The sequence below is a fragment of the Citrobacter cronae genome, assembly GCF_016893685.1.
Taxonomy (GTDB): domain Bacteria; phylum Pseudomonadota; class Gammaproteobacteria; order Enterobacterales; family Enterobacteriaceae; genus Citrobacter; species Citrobacter werkmanii.
Window position 1 is genome coordinate 3,980,182 of sequence record NZ_CP069763.1, and the last position, 375, is coordinate 3,980,556.

At 57.9% G+C, this 375-nt stretch carries 1 pseudogene; it reads left to right on the forward strand.

Features of this window, described 5'->3' with window-relative positions:
- Window positions 1-375 (forward strand): annotated as a pseudogene (locus JSN25_RS22215) (RecE family exodeoxyribonuclease); the annotation flags it as partial.

The window sequence follows — 375 nt, forward strand, 5'->3', positions numbered from 1 at the left end:
TCGACCTGGACGGCGTGCGCATCGGTGCCGACCTGAAAACCATCAGCATGTGGAACATTAAACAGGAAGGCTTGCGCGCCAAACTGCACCGGGAAATCATCGACCGTGACTACCACCTGAGCGCGGCTATGTATTGCGAGACCGCCGCACTGGACCAGTTCTTCTGGATTTTCGTCAACAAAGACGAGAACTACCACTGGATCGCCATCATCGAGGCATCCCCCGAATTGCTGGAACTGGGCATGCTCGAGTACCGCAAGGCGATGCGCGCTATCGCTACCGGCTTTGACACTGGCGAGTGGCCAGCACCGATCACCGCTGATTACACCGACGAACTGAACGACTTCGACCTGCGCCGCCTTGAATCGCTGCGTC